At 49.7% G+C, this 25166-nt stretch carries 15 protein-coding genes; 7 read left to right on the top strand and 8 right to left on the bottom strand.

The features are described from left to right. Positions 1 to 230 precede the first annotated feature (230 nt). The 4 genes from BM202_RS03145 to BM202_RS03130 all read right to left on the bottom strand — a co-directional run bounded on the left by BM202_RS03145 (position 231) and on the right by BM202_RS03130 (position 4568). Positions 231 to 1361, bottom strand: a complete 1131-nt coding sequence (locus BM202_RS03145; protein WP_093822995.1) for an FAD-dependent oxidoreductase — start codon at positions 1359 to 1361, stop codon at positions 231 to 233. A gap of 63 nt (positions 1362 to 1424) precedes the next feature. Then, on the bottom strand, positions 1425 to 2189 hold the full coding sequence (locus BM202_RS03140; RefSeq protein WP_093822994.1) for a helix-turn-helix domain-containing protein: 765 nt from the start codon (positions 2187 to 2189) through the stop codon (positions 1425 to 1427). Between the two features lie 95 nt (positions 2190 to 2284). Next, complete coding sequence (locus tag BM202_RS03135; protein WP_245776497.1) at positions 2285 to 3520, bottom strand: BamA/TamA family outer membrane protein; 1236 nt, start codon at positions 3518 to 3520, stop codon at positions 2285 to 2287. A gap of 199 nt (positions 3521 to 3719) precedes the next feature. After that, the gene (locus BM202_RS03130; protein ID WP_093822992.1) at positions 3720 to 4568 is read right to left on the bottom strand and encodes a histidine phosphatase family protein; all 849 of its coding nucleotides are present in this window, start codon (positions 4566 to 4568) and stop codon (positions 3720 to 3722) included. Positions 4569 to 4782: 214 nt separating this feature from the next. Between BM202_RS03130 and BM202_RS03125 the strand changes: the two genes are divergently transcribed. Continuing rightward, positions 4783 to 7842, top strand: coding sequence for an amidohydrolase family protein (locus BM202_RS03125; protein ID WP_093822991.1), 3060 nt, complete (start codon positions 4783 to 4785; stop codon positions 7840 to 7842). An 89-nt stretch (positions 7843 to 7931) separates the two neighbouring features. Continuing rightward, positions 7932 to 9236, top strand: coding sequence for an amidohydrolase family protein (locus tag BM202_RS03120; RefSeq protein WP_093822990.1), 1305 nt, complete (start codon positions 7932 to 7934; stop codon positions 9234 to 9236). 111 nt (positions 9237 to 9347) lie between these two features. Here BM202_RS03120 and BM202_RS03115 read toward each other — a convergent pair whose 3' ends face one another. Then, the gene (locus tag BM202_RS03115; protein ID WP_093822989.1) at positions 9348 to 11546 is read right to left on the bottom strand and encodes a B12-binding domain-containing radical SAM protein; all 2199 of its coding nucleotides are present in this window, start codon (positions 11544 to 11546) and stop codon (positions 9348 to 9350) included. A 210-nt stretch (positions 11547 to 11756) separates the two neighbouring features. Here BM202_RS03115 and BM202_RS03110 point away from each other — a divergent pair, with 210 nt between their 5' ends. Next, complete coding sequence (locus BM202_RS03110) at positions 11757 to 14360, top strand: GH116 family glycosyl-hydrolase (RefSeq protein ID WP_093822988.1); 2604 nt, start codon at positions 11757 to 11759, stop codon at positions 14358 to 14360. 205 nt (positions 14361 to 14565) lie between these two features. Here the strand turns inward: BM202_RS03110 and BM202_RS03105 are convergent, their stop codons facing one another. Further along, the gene (locus BM202_RS03105) at positions 14566 to 17553 is read right to left on the bottom strand and encodes a S9 family peptidase (RefSeq protein ID WP_093822987.1); all 2988 of its coding nucleotides are present in this window, start codon (positions 17551 to 17553) and stop codon (positions 14566 to 14568) included. Positions 17554 to 17634: 81 nt separating this feature from the next. Here BM202_RS03105 and BM202_RS03100 point away from each other — a divergent pair, with 81 nt between their 5' ends. Beyond that, positions 17635 to 18309, top strand: coding sequence for a DUF6624 domain-containing protein (locus tag BM202_RS03100; protein WP_143100623.1), 675 nt, complete (start codon positions 17635 to 17637; stop codon positions 18307 to 18309). 40 nt (positions 18310 to 18349) lie between these two features. Here BM202_RS03100 and BM202_RS03095 read toward each other — a convergent pair whose 3' ends face one another. Continuing rightward, a complete protein-coding gene (locus BM202_RS03095; RefSeq protein WP_093822985.1) occupies positions 18350 to 19423 on the bottom strand; it encodes a glycoside hydrolase family 130 protein in 1074 nt (357 codons plus the stop codon). A gap of 190 nt (positions 19424 to 19613) precedes the next feature. Between BM202_RS03095 and BM202_RS03090 the strand changes: the two genes are divergently transcribed. Together BM202_RS03090 and BM202_RS03085 are read left to right on the top strand one after the other, a co-directional pair. Next, complete coding sequence (locus BM202_RS03090; protein WP_093822984.1) at positions 19614 to 19862, top strand: adhesin; 249 nt, start codon at positions 19614 to 19616, stop codon at positions 19860 to 19862. A 26-nt stretch (positions 19863 to 19888) separates the two neighbouring features. Next, a complete protein-coding gene (locus BM202_RS03085) occupies positions 19889 to 20068 on the top strand; it encodes a hypothetical protein (protein ID WP_093822983.1) in 180 nt (59 codons plus the stop codon). A gap of 70 nt (positions 20069 to 20138) precedes the next feature. Here BM202_RS03085 and BM202_RS03080 read toward each other — a convergent pair whose 3' ends face one another. After that, complete coding sequence (locus BM202_RS03080) at positions 20139 to 21410, bottom strand: chorismate-binding protein (protein WP_093822982.1); 1272 nt, start codon at positions 21408 to 21410, stop codon at positions 20139 to 20141. Between the two features lie 493 nt (positions 21411 to 21903). Here BM202_RS03080 and BM202_RS03075 point away from each other — a divergent pair, with 493 nt between their 5' ends. Beyond that, a complete protein-coding gene (locus tag BM202_RS03075) occupies positions 21904 to 25152 on the top strand; it encodes a SusC/RagA family TonB-linked outer membrane protein (protein WP_177236487.1) in 3249 nt (1082 codons plus the stop codon). The last annotated feature ends 14 nt before the right edge of the window (positions 25153 to 25166 follow it).

Genomic DNA, 25166 nt, shown 5'->3' with positions numbered 1-25166 from the left:
TACTCTAAAGCCAGGAAACTCTGTATCCTAACCAGTCGCTACGTATTCTTCAGTCGAGGGCGACTGGTTCCAGAGCAAGTTCAACGTCTATCTGGCGCAGGAGCGCATTGCTGTATCGAAGCTTCTTTTTTGATGAGCCAGTTATTTCCGGCGAACAGCACTCAACTCCCGTTTCATTTCCTGATACAGTCTCTGCCGACGTAGCACCTTACGAAAAATCATTGCGTGACTTACTGATAAAACGGTTGGAAAGAAAAATCGGGACGATGCATGGCTATTTCATTCTGGCTTGTTTCCAGTTGCGCTTCGGTTGCATAGACCAGCATTTGTTGTTCATAGTCCTTGATAGCCGCTTCCAGGGTTTCAAAATTTTCGTTAGTCAGGTTATCGGATAAAATCAATGCATCCATCAGTCCGATATTCACGCCCTGACCTGCAAAAGGCGGCATGATGTGGGCGGCATCGCCAATAAGCGTTATAGGCAAAGGACGATTATTTTTCCAGGGTTTGTCTACTGGTATTTTTCTCGTTGGCCACAACGTAAAAGAAGAAGTTGAGCGAACTAATTGTTTGTAACATTCACCCCAATGAGAAAGTCTGTTTAAAAGAAACGTAGCCATGCTGTCTTTATCCTGAAAATTTACTCCATTTTCATTACCCCATTCTTCAGGGATTTGAATAATTACGCTGTAGCTCAATAGGCTACCGTTGCGTGGGTTGGCTACTAATGAAATACCTTGGTTTGCGGCCATTAGTATAGTATCGTTGCATAGTTGATAGAACTCCGTGCATGTCGTTTCCGGTTGAACTACGTCGCCCTGTAAAATGAGCGTTCCGGTGTATTCGATTGCGGCATCCGTAACCTGTTTTCTTACGTTCGACATTCCGCCGTTAGCACCGATAACAACATCCGCAGTGGCCTTTTCATCATGTTCAAAATGCAGAAGCCATTGTCCGTTTTGCTCTTCAAGCCCCGTGAATTTTCTGTCCCAAACGACGGTATCGCTTGTTAAACTGTCAAGCAGTAGTTGCCTTAAATCGTTTCGGCTTATCTCGGGATTATCGTATTGCTCTTCGGGTGTCGTTTTTTTAGAGAACAATACGTTGCCTTGTTCGTCAGCCACGGTTCGTCCCATGGGGATGGCCAGCGCATAGTAACGCTCCAGCAATCCGGCTTTTTTCAGCGCATCCTGCCCTGAGCCTTTATGCAGGTCTAATGTCCCCCCTGAAATTCTGGTTTGTGGGTTTTTGTCACGTTCGAAAACGGTTACATCGACTCCTTTTTGTTGTAGTAATCTAGCCATTGTCAGACCAACGGGTCCGGCACCAATGACGGCTATTTTTTTATTGCTCAGTAACATGATCTTGCATCGTTTAAAGATGATGCAAAATTGAGGAGGGCGTAAGAAATGAAATAGTAAAAATCAGCCGTTTTGAGAAGGAAGCTTTTTAATGGCAGCCATGTTGATGAAACGTTCATCTTTGTTTCTGCTTAACTCTTTGGGTGTAACGCCCGAATACTTCTTGATTTCTTTGATGAAATGAGTCTGATCGGTAAAACTTTGTTCTGGAAAAAGGTTGCCCTCGCTGATATTTTTGAATGAGGACCCGAAACGAAGAATATTGCAATATCCTTTGAGAGAAATACCAAACTGCTGATTGAAATACCGATTAATTTGCCGACTACTCCAATACACGTTTTCGGAAAGTTCTTTTACAGTCGTTGTGCCATGAGATGCATAAATGAGTTCGAATAATTTCTTCTTTCGACTGTCGATGTTTTCTGTTGAAATCGTTTTAATTTTTTGAGTGGCCTTGTTGCGAAAACTCTCCAGGTTGTTCATGTCAGCGGCTTCAAATTGCCAGAAATCATTTGACATATAGTGCGCTTCATTCAGCACATCTTTAACTGAATTGCCCAACAAGTATTCCACCGCCAATAACTTGAAGCCGACGGAAAATAGTATCGTGCCTGCTGTGATCGTTACCTGGCTGGGCATCGTGTCAATACCCCTTATTATCATTTCCCAATTCGCGGCCTTCATTTTCATGAGAGACAGATCAACCATTCCATTTGGCAGCACAATTGACGGAATGTCTTTTTCCGTCTTGTTTTCCACCATCCAGAAGCTGTGCACAAAATGCGAAATGGACGAGTCGGGTAAAGCGGATTTGATTGTTAAGCCCATTTTCTACTTTGCTGCACTTGATTAAAAAGATAGTGGTTCCTCACCGATGATGGCTGTTTGCCTGTTTTTTTGCCGAATTGACGCACGATCAATCCTCAAAATACTTCCCCCAGATTGAAAAATAAGCCATGCGAGCCATCCATGCCGAAGCCGTAATCAATGGATAGGTTTGTGTGGGACACTTTGTTCATTTTGAGTCGCAACCCCGCACCAACGGCCGGGACGATTTTCTCGAAATTCCCGCTGGGCTGCTCCGTTACGGTTTGGGCGTTAGCAAAGACGACTCCACCCAGCAAGCGATCGGTCGTGATGTGGAAACGGTATTCACTTTCGACGTACAGCAAGTTTTTACCTCGAAAACGCCCCTGAATAAAGCCACGTCCCACGTTTCCGTTGCTGTCCCAGCCTGTACTGGGTAGATCCAGAAAGGGCGGATTGCCACTCAATGTCAGGGAATTGTACGACCAGAACGCTAGTATATTATCCGACGATGCAGGCAAGTGAACGTATTTACGCGTTTCCACCAGGAGCGACTGATACGTATTGTCGCTACCTAAAAAGGTTTCATTCGCCCGCAGCACCGCATTGACATATAAGCCTCCGGACGGGTTTATGGCGTTTCGTCGATTGTCATACACTACGTGTAAGGTTGGGCCGGATGAGACAGACCGTCCTTCGACACCGTATGGATACCGCGAAATACGGGTCAATTCCCGGTCGCGGGCGTAGCTTTGTATATTCCAGTGGAGGTCAAGATGATAACCAATACCCACATAGAAATTCGGCGCCAGTTGACGTAGTAAACCCTGGTACAGTCGGAGGTAGGCGTAATCCATCTTGATTACCCGGTCGGTGGAGGTGTACATGCCCAGGCCATAGGTAGCTTGTGGGTAATGCATAAGTCGCCAGTCGTTGGTCCACAGAAGGCGATTGTCGGGTAGCCAGATTGACGAACTGTTGGTGAAAATGACCTGCCCATTTTGCGTATAGGAAAGCTGGCTGGTTACCGACGACATATTGGCCCGTGGATTGCGAAACGCTGCGTTCACCAGTACCGCTACCAAGCCTCGCGTTTGTAACGTATAGCCAACCTGCGGAATCACCAGCAGAAAATGCTTGCCTTCACGCAGGGCCGCGGAGTCGTGAGGAGTAATAGGCAGGCGTGGACACCAGCGTTTTATTAAATCGGCAACATCCTGATAGTGAGTTACTTTAGGTGTGGTCGGTGAATCGTATTTTTCGCCTGTCGAATCCGGTAATTGCGCCAGGGCCGCGCAGTAAGGGATAAGTACGGATATAGGTAGTAATAATAGCCCCACAAATAAACTCATCCGGCATCTCATGGGGTAGTACTAAGGAAGTCGACTAAAGTGGAGAACGGACAAATGTCATTGACATGAATAGTCTGACATGTTGCTCATCCAAACGCAAAAAAATAGCTGAATGTTGCAAGGTGATTTCCGGGTGTCCCTTACTCGCTAACACCATGTTCTAGGTCATAAAAAAACCGTATCCATAATTGATTGGGTTTTACTGGGCTAAATCTGTCCAGTCTTTCACCGGAATTGTACCCGCATACGTAGTGGTTTTATTCTCATTTAACGTAAATAGTGCCGCATCACCCCATTGCAGCTTATTCAGTAGATCACAATCAGGTTGTTGAACCCGTATACCCGTATGCGTAATGAAAATTGTGTTTTTGGTATCGCGTGGCTGACTGGCTGCCAGCTTGAGCGTGTTATCGCAACGATTCGCTTCATCATAAACCGTTAACGTCAACCCGTTCGTCTGTTGAATGGTCAGTCCGGTCGCCATTTGCGAAGCCGTGGTAAAAGCGCGGCAAAATTCACTGGAGAGCATTCGACCTATGGGAATTTCGAGCCGTTTAATTGTTTTGCCAATAGTAGCGGCATCCTGCAATCCCTGACTATTTAGCTGACGGGCCAGTTTCGAGTCGCAGGATTTCCACCAGTCGGGCACTACCGAAGCGGTTTGATCACTACCTACATCGGCTGCGGCATGGCGGAAAATCAGTACGTTATTGCCGCTACGTAGCAATTGGAAAAGGGCCGCACTGGGTGTGACGGCAATAGAAAGCACCAGACTGTCGGACGGATTGTCCGGATGTTTAATAACCACCTGTTGCATGCCTGACGTGGCTGGTGCTGCATAGGTGAGCATATTGTTCTGGTCCTGAGTTACTTGACCGCCTGTACTTCGCCATTTTACGGCCTGATTCAGCTTTATTTTCACCACGCCGGACGGTGTTACCAACGCTACTTTACCATCGAATTCCTGGAAGGCTAAAGGTAAAACAGGGGTTGGATCGCTACAGGATAAAAACAGGAGAAGGGAAACGATACAGAAACTGGTTTTCATCGGCAAAAGATACGGGGTAAATCAGTTTTCATCACAAGGGATTATACTTTAAAATAATTGCATGAAAACGTGAACCTAACCAAAAAAATGACTGTCAGGGAAAACTCCGTTTGTAATTAATACATTTTGCAAAATCTTCTTTGGGTAAAATGTCCGAAAGCCTGTTTAGTTCCGTAATTTTGAGGGTTAACCCAATCATCAACTTGTCAATTTCATGATAAAATATTTCCTGACTGGCCTGTTCACGGCCGGTTTGTTGTATTCGGCTGCCGCTCAGACCACCTTTCCGCGCAATGGCGTCTACGATGAGCGACCGGGGGTATATGCCTTCACCAACGCAACCATTATCGTTGATCCTCAAACGACATTACAAAACGCAACACTGCTTATTCGGGATGGTCGGGTCGAGGCCGTTGGCACCAATGTCAGCCTGCCTGCCGGGGCTGTCGTTGCCGATCTGAAAGGGAAACGGATCTACCCCGCCCTGATTGATATCGATTCCGACTATGGCATGCCCGTAATGACCCGCACGGGTGGACCCGGCGGTGGACGAGGTGGCGTTCCGCAAATGGAGTCGAATAAGAAAGGCGCATATTACTGGAATCAGGCCATTCAGCCCGAAAACGATGCCAGTATGATTTTCAAAGCGAACCCGACACAAGCCGACGAGTTACGTAAATTGGGTTTTGGCGCGGTGCTGACTCACCAGCACGATGGCATTGCTCGGGGTACGGGCGCGTTGGTAACTCTAGCCGATGACCGCGAAAATACATTGGTACTGAAGCCAAACGTTACGGCGCACTATTCATTCAGCAAAGGTTCGTCGGGGCAGCAATACCCAAACTCCATGATGGGCGTAGTCGCCCTCATACGGCAGGCGATGTATGATGCTGACTGGTATAAAAAAGGGGGTAGCAAGGAGCAGGCGAACATGTCGCTGGAAGCGTTTAACCGGAATCAGGCTTTGCCCGCCATTTTTGAAGCCAACGATAAACTGGGCATTATTCGGGCCGACAAAATCGGTGATGAGTTTGGTGTTCAATACGTTATCCGCAGTTCGGGCGATGAATATCAGCGGATTGATGAAGTGAAAGCAACGGGTGCCTCCCTGATTGTGCCGCTGAATTTCCCGCAGGCGTATGATGTCGAAGATGCCTGGGACGCTGACAATGTATCGATTGCTGAGCTCAAGCACTGGGAAATGGCGCCTATGAATGCCGGATTGCTGGCCAAGGCGGCTGTTCCGTTTGCGTTGACAACGGCAGGGCTTAAAAACAAGGCTGATTTCTGGGCTAATCTCCGCAAGGCCATCGAAAATGGATTGACGGAAGAGAAAGCGCTGGCTGCGTTGACGACGGTGCCCGCCAAGTTGATTCGGGTTGACGATCAGCTTGGTACGTTGCAGAAAGGGCGCCTGGCGAACTTTATTATTACGTCCGGCAATCTGTTCAGTGCCGACAATGTGATTTATGAGAACTGGATGCGGGGCAAGCAGTACATCGTGACCAACAAAGATGCCGCTGATTTTCGAGGAACCTGGAACATGACGATTGGTACGCAATCCAACTTGAAACTGAACATTACGGGCAAGTCGATCGAGAAGCCTGAATACCAGATTCTGATCGATACAGTCAAGATAACGCCCAAAGTGGCGCTGTCCGGCGATTTGATCTCGATTCAGGTTCAACTGGACAAAAAGAAGCCCGGCACCACGCGGCTGACGGGTTACCGCACTGGAACGACGATTAAGGGTGATGGCGAAACACCTGATGGCAAAGTTATTACGTGGTCGGCAGAGCGTTTGGGGACGGCACCTGCGTCAACCTCGGCAACGTCAACGACGGCTGGTCCGGCGAGCACGACGGCGCTGGCTACCGTGATGTATCCGTTTGTGGGGATGGGTAATGCCCGGAAACCAAAAGCAGAAACCGTTATGATACGTAACGCGACGGTCTGGACCAACGAAAAAGATGGCATTCTGACAGGTGCTGATGTGTTCGTTACGGGCGGTAAGATTTCTAAAGTTGGTAAAAACCTTCCCGTTCCGGCGGATATCAAAGTGATCGACGGAACGGGCAAACACCTCACCAGTGGCATCATCGACGAACATTCACACATCGCGCTGATGTCGATCAACGAAGGAGCTCAATCGAGTTCGGCTGAGGTGCGGATGGCCGATGTTATCAACCCGGAAGACATCAATATTTACCGTCAGTTGGCCGGTGGTGTTACGGCATCGCAGTTGCTCCACGGTTCCGCCAACGCTATTGGCGGCCAGTCGGCGATTGTGAAATTGAAATGGGGCGAACCAGCTGAGGGCATGCTCATTAAAGGTGCCGATGGGTTTATCAAGTTCGCGCTGGGCGAGAACGTAAAGCAGGCCAACTATCCGAATCCGGGCGTGCTGACACGTTTTCCGCAATCCCGCATGGGTGTTGAGCAGGTGTATATGGACCACTTCACACGGGCCAAAGAATACGCGGCTGGCTGGGCGGCTTATAACAAATTGAACACTAAAGAGAAAGCATCCGCTATTGCCCCACGCCGGGATATTGAACTCGACGCACTGGCTGAAATTCTGGCTAACAAACGCTTCATTACGTGTCACTCCTACGTGCAGTCGGAGATCAACATGCTGCTAAAAGTGGCTGATTCCCTGCACTTTAAAGTCAATACGTTCACGCACATTTTGGAAGGCTATAAACTGGCCGACAAGATGGCGAAACATGGCGCGGGCGGTTCGTCGTTCGCCGACTGGTGGGCGTACAAAGTGGAAGTACACGATGCGATTCCCTACAACGCGGCTCTCATGCACCGCCAGGGTGTAACGGTTTCAATAAACTCCGACGATGCCGAAATGGCCCGCCGATTGAATCAGGAGGCCGCTAAAACCGTCGAATATGGTGGCATGGCCGAAGAAGATGCCTGGAAAATGGTGACGCTGAATCCCGCGAAACTGCTGCACCTGGATAGTCACATGGGTAGTGTTAAAGTTGGTAAAGATGCTGACCTGGTGCTGTGGAATGCAAGTCCGCTGGCCATCTACGCCCGCCCTGAAATCACGATGATTGATGGAGCCATCTACTTTAGTCTCAAGGACGAAGATCCAAAACGGGATGCCATGCAGGCTGAACGGGGTCGCCTGATCCAGAAAATGCTGGCGGCAAAATCCGGTGGCGCTTCGACAACGAAACCAACGTTCAAGCGGGCACGGATGTGGCATTGCGAAGACATTGAAGGTGTTCTGGCAGAAGGAGAGGAGGAAGGAAAATAAAGCGTGACCGGGACTTATGAGATTTCAATGATTTGTTTCTCTATGACCTCCGCGTTTACCTCAGTTACTTCTGTGTTAAAAAAATCAACATGAAAAAACTACTAATTCCAATATTAGCCCTGACTGTGCTCACGAGTTATGGTCAAAATCCGGCTCCGGCCAGGCCGCAGACTAAAACCATCGCGCTGATGAGCGGTACGGTCCACGTTGGCAACGGCCAGGTCATTCCAAATGGCATCGTGCTGTTCAGCAATGGGGTCATCACCAACGTCGTTGACGGTACGCTCGTCAAACTCAACCTTACCGACGTGGAAGTCATCGACGTATCGGGGAAACACGTTTATCCGGGGATCATCTCACCCGCGTCGACGGTCGGTTTGCAGGAAACGGGCGCGGTTCGGGCGACGGTTGACAAGCAGGAAATTGGCATTCTGAACCCTAATATCCGGTCGCTGATTGCCTACAATACCGATTCTGAAATTATTCCGACGATACGTAATAACGGTGTGTTGATCACCCAGGCTATGCCCCAGGGTGGCACGGTTTCGGGGAGTTCAAGTGTGATGCTGGCCGACGGCTGGAACTGGGAAGATGCTGCGCTGGTGAAAGATGACGGCATCTGGCTCAACTGGCCGACCTATTTCGCCCGTAACTTCAACTTCGAGGATTTTACTACCGAAATCAAGAAGAACGACAAGCGCACCCAAGCGATTGATGCGTTGAAGAGCACGTTTGCCGACGCTAAAGCGTATGCCGCCTTGCCAAATCCGACGCCAAGCAACCTCAAACTGGAGTCCATGCGTGGGCTGTTTTCGGGTAAACAGAACCTGTATGTTCGGGCCGATTACGGCAAAGACATCATTGAGGCCGTTACGTTCGCAAAGTCGATGGGCGTGCCCAGGGTGGTGATTGTTGGCGGTGAAGAAGCCAACCGCGTTACAACGTTCTTAAAGGATAACAACGTACCGGTCATTCTGAGTGGCTTGCACCGGCTGCCTAACCGCGAAGACGAAGATGTGGATCTGCCTTACCGGATGCCGGGTATCCTGCAAAAGGCGGGCGTACTGGTTGGTCTGAGTTATGCGGACGAGTGGTGGCGGACTCGTAACCTGCCGTTTCTGGCGGGCACTGCCGCTGGCTTTGGCGTTACTGACCGCGAAGAAGCGCTGAAAATGGTGACGTCGAACACGGCCAAAATTCTGGGTATCGACAAGCTCGTTGGTACGTTGGAAAAGGGTAAACAGGCGACCTTGTTCGTGTCGGCGGGGGATGCACTGGACATGCGGACGAACATAATCGAACAAGTATTCATCCAGGGCCGCAAAGTCAATCTGGACGACCGACACAAGCGATTGTACAAGACCTACAAGGATAAGTACGAACAGCAGAAATAAACTTGTAATGATAACAAAAAGTGCGTAACAGAAGCCGTTACGCACTTTTTGTTATACAGCGGTTTGGTGTAGTCGGAGACTACGCCAAACAAGGACCAGGTTAATCGGTAATCAGACAATCAGCAGCCCATGTTCCCGGAGCTTTGCCCAGACGGGCGACTGCATAAAGGTGTCAAAGTTTCCGTAGTGATGCGCTTGGTAATCGGCTTTCAGTTGAGCAAATGAATAAGGCTCATTCGCACTAATGGTTAATTTGGGTAATACGTCCATCAACCACTGACCTAAGGCGACTGGCGTTTCGAGCAACCATTGGCCTTGTTTACTGTAGAATTCTAATTCGGCCATTTCCACTATCTTTCGACCTTTCTGCAACTCGAAGACCTCCATACTGGGCAGCTTGCCCGGCCAGATAACAAACGCGTTCGATCGCGGTTCTTTGTCGGAGGCCTGGCTAATTGCTTTCTCGATGTAGCGGGGTGGAATGGACGTAGCAGGTATGGTAAACGTAAACCATTTTTGGAGCGGCAAATCGAACCCAACGTCGTGCATGTAATTAAATAGCGACTTCCGTAATCCCTCCGAAAACAAATCGTGGTCAGCACCGGTCGGGTCGGTGTGTTCCAGGTCGTTGTCGGCAAACTTGCCTACATCAGGGCCGATTCGCATGACGTCGAAAGCGGCTGGATCGACGCCAACGGGACTATGAGCGGTCATGGCAAACCGGTGCCAAAACCCGGATTGCACCACGCCGTTCATGAACAATTGACGAACCATTTCCAGCGAATCAACCGTTTCCTGGGTTGTTTGAGTTGGAAAGCCATACATCAAATAGGCATGAACCATAATGCCGGATTGAGTGAAGGCATCGGCTACGCGGGCCACCTGCGCTACGGTCACGCCCTTTTTCATGCGATCCAGCAAGCGGTCAGACGCTACTTCCAGGCCGCCCGACACGGCAATACAGCCCGATGCTTTCAGTAACGTGCAAAGGTCTGGCGTAAAGCTACTTTCAAATCGAATATTAGTCCACCAGGTCACGGTCAGCTTTCGACGAATGATTTCCAGGGCCAGATCGCGCATGAGGGCGGGCGGTGCGGCTTCGTCAACGAAGTGAAACCCGTTCTGACCCGTCTGCTCGATAATTTCTTCGATCCGGTCGGCCAGAAGCGCTGCCGTAACGGGCTCGTAGCGTTTGATGTAATCCAGCGTGATATCGCAGAACGAGCATTTTCCCCAGTAGCAACCGTGAGCCAGCGTCAGTTTATTCCAGCGTCCATCGCTCCAAAGCCGATGCATCGGATTGACGACTTCAATGACCGACAGATAATCATGTAAGGGGAGATCGCGATAATTGGGTGTCCCGGTTTCTCGTTGTGGTACGTCTTTTTCATGGGCCCCGTTATGGTACGTAACGACGCCATTGATTCGTGCAAACACACGTTTTAGCTGGCTCAATTCACGCTGTCCCGACAGGTGCTCCAGCAAGGATAGGAGCGGGGCTTCACCGTCGTCGAGGCAAATAAAATCCACGTAATCAAAGATACGGGGTTCGGTTAGGGAACGTAGTTCGGTGTTCGCGTAGCCCCCACCCATCACAATTTTTACGTCAGGATGATGTTGCTTCAGGTATTTGCCACAGGTGAGTGCACCATACAAATTGCCGGGGAAGGGAACGGTCAGGCACACGACGGTCGGTTGCCACTGCTGAATTTTCTGCTCCAGAATCTCGACCAGAATAGACGAGATCTGTGTGTGAGGTGCCTGCAGCGCTTCGTGCAACTCATCGAAATGGGTGGCTGATCGTCCCAACCGTTCCGCGTAGCGGCTGAATCCGAAATGCGGATCAACCGCTTCCTGGATCAGATCGCTCAAATCTTCGAGATATAACGTAGCCAGATGCCGCGCTTTATCATGAAGCCCCATCGTCCCGAAAGCCCAGTCCAGTTCTTCTAACTGCGCAAAGCGCGAGGCTTCGGGCAGGTACGTTCGGTCGCAGATACTGTGCGCCAGCGTTGGATTTTTGTTTTGGAGGAATCGAATCACCGGATCAATCGTGCTGACGTAATCGTCCTGTAGCTGGCAAATACGGTAGCTATTGTCGGACAGTTCAGCATCGGCAGCGTCCAGTGCCGCAAACATCGACGCCAGTCCTTTGGCCGAAAATAAGGCCAGAATGACCTCGATTCCTAAGTCAGTCTGGTAGGCTGGTATGTTCTTGGTCTGCAGAAACCCTTTCAGGTAAGCCGTCGCCGGATACGGGGTATTCAGTTGCGTAAAAGGCGGGGTAATCAATAAAAGGGTCTGATCCACGGCGGTACAAATTCGCAGATAAGGTTCTGGCTTATCCTGAATGTGAATAACCTAGCCCTTCCGGCAATGGTTCGCCGGGCCGGGAACGTAGCAAGGCTGCTGAATTAGTATTGAGCCATTTAGTGTCGGGCGTTAGAACTGACCCTCCGTAACCTTTCTAAGATTCGTTCGCAACTTGTTCACGGAGTTGATACCTACACAGGAGCCTTTATGAAAAACGATTTCTTCCCTCAATCTATTTATTGGCTCGTTAGCTGCCTGATCCTTACAACTCCTCCGTGTCTGGCCCAATGGCAACCCGCTCAATGGCCCGTTCTGAAACATTACGATAAAGATCACCTGCGCCAGATTGCCTTGCCACTGGGCGGTATCGGCACGGGAACCGTTTCGTTGGGTGGCCGGGGTGAACTGCGTGATTGGGAGATTATGAATAAACCTGCCAAAGGATTCAGTACGGTTACTGTTGGGAATAATGCGCCGTTTTTTGCCATAAATGTGCGACCGAAAACTGGTGTGCCGATGACAAAAGCACTGATTGGGCCACTGGACCCGGCAGAATATCTGCACTACGAAGGCCGACCCGCTAACCAGCACGGATTCCCCCGTTTTAGGGAAGCTTCTTTCGATGCGGCTTATCCGTTTGGGCAGGTTAGTCTATCGGATGCAAAAATGCCCGTAACCGTTAAAATAAAAGGATTCAATCCATTCATTCCCGGCGATGCAGATGGCAGTGGCATTCCCATTGCCGTGCTGGCTTACGAGGTGACGAACACCAGCAACGAGCCACAAACGGTTTCGGTATGCGGGTCAATGCGCAACTACATCGGTAAAGATGGCAGCCGCTATGACAAAGACTGGAAGGGCGATATTGTTCCCAAAGGCGCTAAGAAGAACGTGAATGTCTACAAAACCGGGAATGGCGTGCAGGGAATTTACATGTATTCCGATAGCGTGAACCGGCAGGAAGCGGCCTGGGGCACCATGGCCTTAACGACGAACAGTGCAACCGGCGTGAGCTACCGTACCAGCTCGCGATCCAACGATTGGGAAAATGCCATGCTCGATTTCTGGGACGATTTTAGCGCCGACGGCACCCTGACGGAGAAGAGTAAACTCGTTGATGATGACCCACTGGCATCGCTGGCCGTTCAGAAAGTCATTGCGCCCGGTCAGACCCAGACCTTCTCGTTTTTTATAACCTGGAATTTCCCGAATCGCGGAGCCTGGACGTCGTTCTCCACCAAACAGGATCAGGAAACCATTGGCAACTACTACTCAACGCAGTATACCGATGCCTGGGACGTCATCACCAAAACGTTGCCTCGCTTACCAGCGCTTGAACAGAAAACGCTTCAGTTTGTGAATGCCTTCTTACGTAGCGATTACCCCGACGTCATTAAAGAAGCGGCTTTGTTCAATCTGGCCACGCTACGTTCCCAAACGGTTTTTCGGATTCCCAGCGGGCACCTGATGGGGTGGGAGGGCGTTTTCGATGAATTCGGTTCCTGCTTCGGTTCCTGCACGCACGTCTGGAATTATGAACAGGCAACCGCTTTTCTCTTCGCCGATTTATCCCAGTCCATGCGCGACATTGAGTTCAACTATGCGACCAACGACATCGGTAAAATGAGTTTCCGGGTGATGCTGCCGCTGTCGAAAGCGCAGGAATGGACAGGGGCCGCTGCCGATGGACAAATGGGTACGATCCTGAAATTCTACCGTGACTGGCAATTGTCGGGTAATCCTGAATTTCTGAAAAAGAATTGGGGGCAGGTGAAAAAAGTCCTGAACTACACCTGGATTAAGGGTGGATGGGATGGCAACCAGGATGGCGTGATGGAAGGTCGTCAGCATAATACGATGGACGTGGATTATTTCGGGCCGAATCCGCAAATGAGCTTTTGGTACCTCGGGGCGCTGAAAGCCGCCAGCGAAATGGCCGTAGCCATGAATGACAAAGCGCTGGCCCGGAAGTGCGATGATCTGTTTAAAAAGGGGAGCGCCTGGGTCGACCAGCATTTGTTTAATGGTACGTATTACGAACAGAAAATCACTGATCCCAAGACGTTTGATTTCCTGAATTGGGAACAGGATTCAACAGTGAACGTACCGGATTATCAATTGGGAAAAGGCTGTCTGGTCGATCAACTGGTCGGGCAGATGATGGCGCATTCGTTGGGATTAGGTTATCTGGCGGATCGAAGCCACATCCAGACGACGCTGCAAAGCATCATGAAATACAATTACCTCGACAGCTTCGCGGATCATTTCAATAATATGCGTTCCTACGTATTGGGCGACGAATCTGGCTTGCTGATGGCGAGCTGGCCAAAAGGACGCCTGAAAGTGCCGTTTCCCTATTTTGCCGAATCCATGACTGGCTTTGAGTATTGCGCGGCCGTTGGCATGCTCTACGAAGGACAAACCGAAAATGCGCTTAAGTGCCTGACGAGCATTCGAAATCGATTTGACGGACGTAAACGGAATCCATTTAACGAACCCGAGTGCGGCTATCACTACGCCCGATCAATGACCAGTTGGAATGCTGTGCTGGCCTGGAGTGGGTTCCGCTACTCGGGCGTAACGGAAACGATGAGCATTACGTCAAAACCGGGGACGTACTTCTGGTCGAATGGCTCGGCTTGGGGAACCTGCTCGGTTTCCCGCATGAATTCAACGACGAACGTATCAGTGTCGGTGCTTAGCGGCAAACTTCGCCTTCGCCGGTTTACTGTTCAGGATGCAGGAACGCATCAACTGGCAAAAAATCAGGAAATCACCGAAGGAAAGACTGTTGAGTTTGCGGTTAAGTGAAACTTAATTACAATTAGGTAATCTATATAACCCCCAACCCCCTGAAGGGGGCTTAGGTTGAGAATTGCCGGGCTAAGCCCCCCTTCAGGGGGTTGGGGGTTACACGCAAAAGCTATATAGATAGTTCTTATAAGAAAAGCGTCTCAAAGAGTACCAAGCAACATGCCTGATACCTTTTGAGACGCTGTTTCAGTTATTTACCAACCTACTCCTTTGAATCTGTAGCCGTCTGGTACTTCATTTCGCCCCGGTCTTTTTCGACGGCGCTACGTCCCTCTTTCATCCAGACGGGCATAGGCGCATCCTTGAGGTAATAATCGAAGTACTGATAGAGCCGGATGCTCAGGTCTTTCGCATTATGACGCTGGGTCAGGTTGTGCCCCTCGCCATTGTAAACTAACATCCAGACGGGTTTATTCAACCGACGTAGCGCCGAAAATAGCTCGATCCCCTGATACCAGGGCACGGCACCATCGGCGTCATTGTGGGTCATCATCAGGGGTGTCTCGATGCGGTTAGCGAAGAAAAGCGGAGAGTTCTCGATGTAATTCATGGGTTTGTCCCAAAGCGTACCACCGATGCGACTCTGCGTTTTCTCGTACTGGAACGCCCGGCTAATACCCGTTTCCCAGCGAATACCGCCATAAGCCGATGTCATGTTGGCCACAGGCGCCCCCGCTTCGGCCGCCCGGAACAGGTTCGTACGCGTGATGATGTACGCCGTTTGGTAGCCTCCCCAGCTCTGGCCCTGAATGCCAAGCCGGTCGCGATCGACAAAGCCTTTATCCAGTAAACTTAGCACGCCCGGCACAATGCAGTCATACGCATTTGGGCCAGGCTGGCCTGTTGTGTAGACGATGTCTGGCACGAACACCAGATACCCGTTCGAGACGCAATAGGGAATGTTGATCGTTGACCGACTTGGTGAGGGTGCTTTGTAGTCGTTCAGCGTTTCGGCGTTGCGCTCGTAGAAATACGTGAGCATGGGGTATTTCTTGCTGGGATCGAAGCCTTCGGGTTTGAAGAGTAACCCTTCGAGTTTAATGCCATTTGTACCTATCCATTTCACCAGTTCGACGCTGCCCCAGCGAATGCTGTCCTGTTGAGGGTTTACCTTCGTCAGTTGCACCGGGTTTGCCAACGTTGTGTCGGTCTGGAACAGATTGATTGGCTCCTGATAGTTGCCGCGGTAAAACGTAACAACGGGTGCATTTTTAGCTTTGTTCATCCCAAAATACCGGTGATTACTACGTGTCAGCACGGTGGGTTCGGCAACGGCCAGTCCATTTTTACTCTTCAGGATGCCGGTTGCTTTATCGCTTTCCCAGATGCCCGTCAGGAATATTTCGTTTTTGGGGTCAATTGCTTTTTCGGGGCCGCTAAACCGCCGACCAGGCGTAGCCTCATCGTCATTGTCTACTTCTGCCCGACGTAACCGGATTTTGTTTTTACGACCCCATCCCGACGTTAGGTTGGCTGGTTTCTCTTTGCCGGTAGGGTCAATCTGCCAGATGTCGTAGCGATCGTAGAGCCATACGTAGCGGTCGCCGGTTGTCCAGCCAGCCGAGCCGTACGAACCGGGCAGATTAGGCGTGTCATGCTCTTCATCAAAGAATTTGCTGGGCAGGCCACGCGTTAAATCAATACGTTTCCCATCCATCACCGACCAGGCCCGCCAGAGCGAATCGCGCTCATCGAACCAGTACGCGTATTTCCCCTCGGGCGAAAGTTTAGGTTGTGACGCCATGATGTCATTGGCGACTCGTTTCTTCTCGCCGGTCTGCGTATCAATCAGGTAAAGGTCCGTATGGCCGGGGTCCCACGAGGCCTGAACCTGGTAGGGGAGGTCGCTCAGGCCGAGTAAGTAACGGGGATTGGTTTTTGGATCGAAGTCAACCGTCGGAACTTCGCGGTTAGCCAGGGGAATAACTTTTCCGGATACGAGATCATAGACCGCCAGAAAGCCGCGCTCTTTTTCCTCTTTGAGCCGACGCTGCTGCATGGGTTGCAGTCGACTGTCTTTCCAGGTCCAGATGTCCATTCGTACTTTCTCGTCATCGGGCGTCAGCGTATCTTTCGTTGGTTTTGGGGCAATGGGCGAGGTAGAAAAATAGAGCCGTTTACCATCATCAGAGAATTTCGGTTCCCGATATTCATTCACCGACCAGCGTTTGGGTAAGGCGGCCGTCAACGTATCGGCAATAATCCTGAAGGGAGCTTCGGGCACTGTGGGTTTACTACGTTTCCCTTTTGCCGCAACTGCTGGAGCCAGATTTTTGTAGTACAGCGTAAACACTTTCACGTCGCTTCCCGCGCTATCGGCCGAGGCCATCCAGGTCAGTTGCTGTCCCCTTTTGTCGATGGCCAATCCTTTATAAATTTTGCGTTTCGAGCTGGTATCCACAAGCATCGTTTGCCCATTGGTCGTATTAAACAAAAAGACGCCCGGCACTACCTTGTCACTCATTTTCAGGGAATCATTTGCTGATTCTTTATTGTAAAATATCGCCTGGCCATTGTCTGACACCACTACGTTCGATACGTAGCGGACGGTTTTACGGGTTCCATCGGCCATGTTCAGTAGCGTCAGGTCATCACCTTTGGGTTTTTTAGAGGGGCCTTTTCGCGTGGCAACTGACGTTGTCGAAACCGGTGCTGATGGATTAAGCGTATCTTTCAGGGAAGAAGCCGTCTTGGGAGTGGCCTTGTCGCTGGTCTCTTTGTGTTCCTGCAAGACCGCCAGCCACGAACCCGACTCTTTGCCAAACGTAAACGATTTCGCGTTGGGTAATTTTGTGGCCTTACCCGTCGTCAGGTTTAGTGCGAGCAGACTATCCTTCGGCATTTCATCCGATTTCTTCTTTTTGAGTTTAGCTTTGCGAACATCAGCGACGGGCACTTTCAGGCGCATCACTAAAAATTTGCTGTCGGGCGTAAATTGTGCCAGGTAGCCGCGTGGGAAAACATAGCGTGTGCGGTTGCTGGACGTTCCAGTAGCCGTTACTTCCAGTCGACCGTCGCCGTCCTGCGGGTCGACCTGATACGCAATCCAACGGCCATCGTCGGAAATTTTTTCGGACCTGACACTTTGCCAGCGATCATAATCGGCAGCCGTGAGCGGGCGTTTCTGGCTCTGGGCGAAGAGGGAAGTAGAGAGAAAACAACAGATCAGAAGTTGATGGAAGCGATACATGCAAGAGAGCAGTTAGAGACAAACGAAAATAAATAAAAGACAGCACCTTTGCTTGTGCTTCAACTAATTAGCCAGTTTATTATGAGATTCTTACTATTCTTTTTCGGTTGTCTGTCTGTTTCCGCCTTTGGACAGATAAATAAGCAGCTTAAACACGAACTGGACAGCATGTATGTGCTGGATCAGCGTAATAGACAGTGGCTTACACGGATGGGGAACAATCAACCCTTAACTGATAGCCTAAGTCTGGTTTATAAGACCGATCGCAAAAAACTGGCCGGTGTATTGTGGGCTGAACAGATCAAAACTGATACCAGTAATCTGGCCCGCGCTGATGCGATTCTGAAACAATATGGGTATCCGGGTAAAACGCTGGTTGGTACCCCCACAAATGAAGCCACCTTTTATATCATTCAACACGCCCATACGGTAGATCCGTATTTGCCTGCGGTCAAAAAAGCGGCCGAAGAGGGCGAGTTACCCTTTCAGCAGTACGCGCTTATGCTCGATCGTTCGTTGATGTACGCCCAGAAACCACAGGTATATGGTACGCAGGTCGCCTGCCGGAAGATCAGAACGTCCAATCAGTCGCGGTGTTTCGTTTGGCCCATTGCCGATTATAGAACCGTAAACCAGCGCCGTAAACAAGCAGGTATTCCGCTCACGGTTGCGGAAAATGCTAACCGGGTCAATGCTGCCTATGATCCCTCGCTGACAATGGACATCGCGCGTAAAACATATATTCTGGATTTGTGAGCACGACTGATACGGGTACACTGGAACGACTCGCGCTAGTTTATTCCGCTATCAATTCGGCCAGCCCCACGCCCGAATCGGCAGCGCCATAATAGACCCAGATTTTACCTGCGTGCTCGCTATTGTCAGGCCATTTCAGCCAGCCGTTCGAAAACACTACGTTCGGAAAGAAGCCTTCGCGTTCCCAGGGCAACTCCGGTGTTAGGAGCGGCACGTCGGAGCGGGCGAGTACCTTCGTTGGATCATCTTTATCCAGTAGGGCCAGCGCTAATGAATAGGAATGAGTCGGGTCGGCGCCATGATAACAGATCAGCCAGCCTTCGTCCGTTAGAATCGGCTCTGGTCCAGCGCCAATTTTGCCCCCTTCCCAGGCAAAGGGTGAAGCCAACAGGTCTGGGCTGGACTGTCCCCGTCCGCCGAACAGATACCGATGGTTTCCCCAATGAACGCCATCGGCTGATTCGGCCAGCCAGACCGATGGTTTGCCGATCTCTGATACCATTGGCCGGTGCAGAAGCATATACTGTCCATTGATTTTTTTGGGAAATATGGCTACGTCTTTGTTAGGCGGAGGCAGAATCATGCCAATACGTTCAACATGAACGAAATCGGTTGTCACGGCGAGTCCGACACCTGGTCCATGTTCTGACACAGCGGTATAGGTGATCCAGTATTTTCCTTCCAGAAACGTAATCCGAGCATCCTCAATACCAAATGATTCATCCATTCGGGCTGGGAACAGAAATGGTTTTTCGTCAATCGTGAAATGGATACCGTCCTTACTACGTGCCAGCCGCAGATGGCTTAAAGACGTCAGATAAACTTTTCCCTGGAGCGTAACGACGCGCGGGTCATAAGGCTCATATGGTTCCGGAAAATGCTTGACTGTCAATGTCGGAACACCGTCCTGTTCCTCAATGAGGGGTATTGAAATATAGCCATTTCGAGCCTTTGGCGCTTCGGCTACGCGCAGAAGAATAAGGACTTCATCACCAAAGAAACAGGCTGCCGGATTGAACGCGCCCAGCACATCAAAACCGTCAATAGATGGCTTAACATCGCTTGTTTGCAGAATGGGTTGGTTGGATAAGCGCCGAAGCTGGTAATTTTTCATTGATGAAGTAGTAGGTTTATGGAAGCGGATTGCTATGTTTGCCGACAGTAATTTGTAGGTTGTAATGTAAACAACTGCAAATGGACTACGTGGTTTCGGAGCGTTTTACCAATTAGTGCATTAATTGAACAAACCTTCCGGGAAAGAGCTGCGTTATGAGAAATGAATTAACTTTTATACTTTATTGACCATGATTTACCAGCCAACGTTTGATCAGGACGAGGACGTGCTGATGTTAAACCCCGATCCCGAAACGTTCGATGATGAGGACGATGATTTGGACGGCGGAGCCGATTTCGATGAATTAGGTTCTGGAGCCGCCAGTGGCTATGGAGCCGATGATCTGGACGACATTGAAGACGAGTTCAGCGAAGATGATCTGGAGGAGTTAGACGATGATTCCATTGATGACGATCTGGATGATGATAGCATGGAATAACCCTATTTTCTTAACTACCTACTAGTATGGCACTCAACGAACGAGCAGAAGATCCGGATGAAGAACCGATGGTAACGACCGCCGATGATGATACGGAGGGCACCGCACCCGATGCAGACACGCAATCGTCGGCAGCCAGTGAAGCGGGTAATCGTACGGCCAAAGGAGGTTCCCGGGCGCCAAATGATCCCGCTGAAGGAGAATAAATAGTGATCAGTAAATAATAAAGCAGTTATCAATAGGCTTCGCTTGAGCGGCTTACTGATAACTGCTTTATTATTTACTGATCACTGAAAGTAATGTCTGGCATTTCATTTCAGTTTCCTGCCATTCGCGTTCAGGGACCGAATCTTCGGTCAATCCCGCACCCGCATAGAGGGTAGCCAGCCTGCCTTCAAGTTTCATACAGCGGATGTGTACGAATAGATTACTTGCCGCTCCTTCAGTAGTTGTGTCGATATTTACGGGTCCCAGAAAACCGCTGTAGAGTTCGCGGTCGTGAGTTTCATGTCGGTTAATGAAACGAAATGCTACGTCGCGGGGAGTTCCGCATACGGCCGCAGTCGGGTGAAGTAACCGCAGCATAACCGTGCCAAGTTGCGGGTAGCGCACCGCCTGCGTATCGACTGTGAAGAAGGTACTGAGGTGCATAAGATTTCCCGCTATAATCGTTTTGGGGCCTTCTTCTACGTATTCGCGCAACCGTATTTTCTTAAAACATTCAATAATATAGCGGTTCACCAGTGCCTGCTCTTCAATTTCTTTTTGCGACCACATCGCTTCCGGAGGGCGTTTGGGCGTGCCATCTGGCTCAAAGGCTGATTGGGTACCTGCCAGTGATGCCGTCCGGAAAATACCATCAGCGTCGATGCTTACCAAGCGTTCTGGCGTGGCACTTATCCAGATCTGTCCTTTTTCTGGAATAGAAACAGCTGATACAAAAGCTGTTGGATAAGCCTGGCAAAGTTTATCAAACAACGTAACCGCATTTGGAACGTTGGCAAACTGCACCTGCTTTGTGCGTGACAGGACCACTTTTCGAAATTCACCCCGCTGCATGGCCTCAACGGCCTCCGCTACGTTACGGACATATAAGGCCTCTGCACCGGCGTCGGATAGAACGGTGAGCATTTCCGAATTGGAAGGCTGTTCAGGCTGGGGCTTAGGGAGAGAATGCCAGGCTTGCCAGAACCTATCGGTCATTTCACCAGAGACTGCTTTGACGTCGGCCTGGTTTTCAGCAGAAAAAATAGCCTGCAAATCGGCCCGTAAGAAAAGTGTCTGATCAGGACTTTGCGTATCTGTATTGAGGTTGTCGAAGGGGCTGATGAGAAAACCAGCCGGTAATTCATCAAGATCTGCCGCCACGCGGGGCAATACTTTCTCGAAAGACACAATCAGGTGCTTATCCCGTTGATTGGGCAATCGCCAGAGAGCAGCCGGAAAGCCTAACGTATGAGCCGTTTCCCATAGGTCAACCGAGTCGGGCCGACGGTCGGTGATACGTTGGGTACTCGAAATTATATTAATACTGGAATCAGGTTGCATAAGTAAACTGCCAACCGGTTATGGACGACTATAATTATAACAGATTCTGACGTGAATTTGTGCCGACAGTAGTCGTAGATAGAGTTGGTATTTTTATAGGCTGTTCGCTTTTGGTCATGACGGGTTGCCAACCAGGCTAATTTTATTGCCTTATCTCGGTGGCATGGTAATAATACGCTCCTTTAATTTGTATCTCCTTATTAATCTTGAGATTAAAACAATAGAAGGTCATTTATACGGCCTACTGCTTACCAAATCTAAAAATAGGCTATAAGGTTAATAGTGAGCTTGTTGAGAAATATACAGTTGTTTAATTTCAACTTATCATAACAAGATTTTTAACCCACTTATAATAAGATTTTTAATTTTTTTAATAAAAACTCGGGAATGGATAAGTAGATATACTCGCAATACTATTTCTAGGTCTGGATAATTGGGCATTCAATTATTTCCAACTTAACTCTAAACGCCCCATTTGAACGGCAAAAGTCCTATGGCAAAACCTTTACGACCGCATATCCTGCCAGGCAGGTTTATGAGGCTGTCTGTTACGCAAGGCCTCCTGGTTTGCTCTTGTATTACCCTAACCCAAGCTGCTGGAATTCCCGATGGAAACGTATCTGGCAAACACGTAACGATTCGCTTAGAAAAGTTAGTAGACAGAACATTAACTGGTCAGGTTATTGACGAAAAGAACGAACGCTTACCGGGTGTGAGCGTTATCCTGAAAGGAACACAGCGCGGTACGGTCACCGATGCTGAAGGTCGCTACAAATTAGACGTACCCGAGGGTGGGGCTACGTTAGTTTTCTCATTTGTTGGGTATTTAACTCAAGAAGTGAAAGTAGGGAACCAAACATCGCTGAATGTTAGCCTGAAAGCCGACAGCAAGGTGTTGGATGAGATTGTCGTTATCGGCTATGGTACGGCAAAAAAATCGGATTTGACGGGTTCCGTTTCTGGCGTAAAAGAGGCTGAACTGTTGGAGCGGCCAGCCCCTTCGCTTAACCAGCAGCTTTCAGGCCGGTTGCCTGGTGTGCAGGTAAACACAAATTCGGGTCGTCCCGGTGGTCGTACTACCGTTCGGATTCGGGGATTTAGTTCTATTAACTCCTCGAACAACCCGCTTTATGTAGTAGACGGCGTTATGCTTCCACAGGGTACTGGCGATCAGTTCAGTAACCCGATTGACTACATTAACCCGAACGATATTGTCAATGTTGAAGTACTGAAAGATGCTTCGTCAACGGCTATCTACGGTGCCAGGGGAGCGAATGGTGTTATTCTGATCTCGACCAGAAGAGGTAAAGCTGGCGAAAGCCGGGTTACGTATGATACGCAGTTCAGCGTGAATACCATTGGGCCCAACAAGCCTAAAGTACTAAACGCGAAAGAGTACTTAGCTACGGAGGATTTGGCTTATGCCAACATAGCCAAGTTTGACCCCGTCGGCTGGGCCTCTGGCAAATATTCGAACCTGGACCCTGTTGTTCGGCGGAAAGCATTCAGTGCAGCCCACCCAGGTGTTTTTGATGCCAATCTGAACCCGTTGTACGATACCGACTGGTTTAAGGAATCATCGCAGAATTCCATTTCACAAAACCATCAGTTAGGTTTCAGTGGTGGTAACGAGCGCACCCAGTATTCGCTCTCGCTCAACTATCGGGACGATCAGGGGCTTATCAAAACGTCGTACATGAAACGGTATTCTGGCCGCTTCTCCCTTGACGATCAGGTAAAAAGCTGGCTCAAAATTGGCGGTACGCTGAGTTACAACAACCAGACTGAAAACCTGGTGGACGTAAATGATGCCGTTGCCCGGCAAATTGTCGAAGACTTTCCGTTCCTGCCCGTACGGTACCCAGATACAGGGATCTTCGCTGAAAACCGCGACTATCCCCAGGCCGAAGGTACAATGAGTTCAGTACACCGCCTGATGGACCGTAAATACATTCAGAATACCCAGACGGCCATAGGAAGTTTGTTTACCAACATTACCTTCGCTAAAGGATTGGAAATGCGGACTGTTCTGGGTACGAATATCCAGACCCAGGAAGTCAACCAGTCGCAAACCCGTACACTGAACATCGGTGGTAACGGTAACGCTGATGTTGCCAATACTCGTACATCGTTCTGGTCTTTGGAAAACTACCTGACCTACAATAAGCAGTTTGGTCAGGACCACTCGTTTACAGGCTTGTTGGGTATCTCTTGGCAGGAAACGAATACGTTCAATATAGGTGCCAGCGTTAGTGGCTTCGCTACCGACTACTTTGGCTTCAACAACATAGACGCTGGCGCTACTAACCCTTCAGTTAGATCAGAAGCATCGCGGTTTGCCTTTAACTCCTACTTCGGTCGGGTTAACTACGGCTATAAAAACAAGTATCTGTTTACCGCAACGGGGCGGGCCGATGGTTCGTCTAAATTCGGGGAAAACAACAAGTTTGCCTTTTTCCCTTCGGCGGCTTTAGCCTGGCGTATTTCGGAAGAAGACTTCCTGAAAGGTAATTCGATTATCTCCAACCTGAAACTACGATCTAGCTATGGACTAACTGGTAACTCAGAGATTCCCCCTTACCAGTCGCTGTCGTTACTTAGCTCTACCTACACCACCGTCTACGGTGACACACGGGTTAGTGGAACCGGGATTAACCGCCTGGCAAACCCCGATCTGAAATGGGAAAAAACAGCCCAGACAGACGTAGGCTTAGAAATTGGTCTGTTCAAAGGACGGGTTAATATGGAATTGGACTACTACTATCGTCTAACCACCGACATGCTGCTTGACGCACCTGTTCCACGCACCAGCGGCTATGGCACTATTCGCCGGAACGTAGGGTCGATGCAGAACCAGGGCTTCGAATTTTCTATAAATACGGTGAACGTCAACAAGGGTTCTTTTACCTGGAACACTACGTTCAACATCTCGCTTAACCGCAATAAAGTGCTGTCGCTGGCTACACCATCCGATATTTTCGGTGTAGGCGGACCGAACTTTACAAACCAAACCAACATCATTCGGATTGGTGAGCCGGTTGGTTCATTCTGGGGTCTCACTCGCCTGGGTACCTGGAGTGAAGCTGAACGCGATCAGGCTGCTCAATTTACCAGCTATCGGAATGGCCTGACTCTGCTGCCTGGTGATATCAAGTATTTGGACGTAAATGGTGATAAAGCCATTACCGATGCTGACCGTAGTATTATTGGTAACGGCAGTCCAAAAGGCTGGGGTGCGCTGACTAACAACTTCAAGTTAGGTAACTTCGATGCTACGCTTGAATTGCAGTATATGTACGGCAACGATGTATTGCTCATGAACCTGCACCCTAGTGAAGACCGGCAGGCACTGGCAAACAGCTATACCTCCGTACTGAACGCCTGGACGCCAACCAATCAGAATACAATGATTGCGCAAATTCGGGATACGCGTGCGGGTTATGTAACCAACGTAGATAGTCATTGGGTTAAGGATGGCTCATTCTTACGGGGTAAAAATTTGCTGCTTGGCTACACCTTACCATCTGCAATCACGAACAAGTTGAAACTGAACCGCCTTCGCGTGTATGCCTCGGCGCAGAATTTCTTCCTGTTGGTAGATGACCCCATTATTGGCGATCCAGAAGTAACCCCAACCAATCAGGGTACTGGCGACAATAACAGCGCCTTCTCGCAGGGTGAAATCTGGCACAACTACCCCAAACCAACCACCTATCTGCTGGGTCTTCAGATCGGACTGTAATCCACGAATGCATT

Origin of the sequence: Spirosoma endophyticum (assembly GCF_900112365.1) — a bacterium.
GTDB lineage: Bacteria > Bacteroidota > Bacteroidia > Cytophagales > Spirosomataceae > Spirosoma > Spirosoma endophyticum.
The sequence above is the reverse complement of the archived record's forward strand: the minus strand, read 5'-3'. Positions and strand labels throughout refer to the sequence as shown.